The 376-nt window shown below is 42.3% G+C and carries 1 protein-coding gene; it reads left to right on the top strand.

The features are described 5' to 3' along the window. Nucleotides 1-22: 22 nt before the first annotated feature. The coding region (locus RTW80_RS27705; RefSeq protein WP_301268240.1) for a toprim domain-containing protein at nucleotides 23-376 on the top strand (354 nt) is incomplete at its 3' end.

The following is a 376-nucleotide window of genomic DNA, read 5'->3' as shown; positions in this document are numbered from 1 at the left end:
AACCTGAATTGAGGTGTAATTAATGAGACTTTTTATCGCTGAAAAACCCGCAGTAGCAAATGATATTGTTAAGGCACTTGGTGGCAATTTTACCCGCCATGATGGCTGGTTTGAAAGTGATAACGCCATTGTGACTAACTGTTTTGGTCATATTATCGAATCACAACCGCCGGAAAACTATAATCCTGAATACAAAGCCTGGAAGGTTGAAACGCTTCCTTTACGTCTTTATCCCGTGAAGTATCAGCCTGTTGAAAGTGCAGCAAAACAGGTTAAAACGATTCTCGAACTTATCAGACGTGGAGACGTGACTGAAATTGTTCACGCTGGCGATCCTGATGATGAGGGACAGCTACTTGTTGATGAAGTCCTGGAA

It is taken from the genome of Escherichia sp. AM3 (genome assembly GCF_032029835.1).
Classification (GTDB): Bacteria; Pseudomonadota; Gammaproteobacteria; order Enterobacterales; family Enterobacteriaceae; genus Escherichia; species Escherichia coli.
The sequence above is the reverse complement of the archived record's forward strand: the minus strand, read 5'-3'. Positions and strand labels throughout refer to the sequence as shown.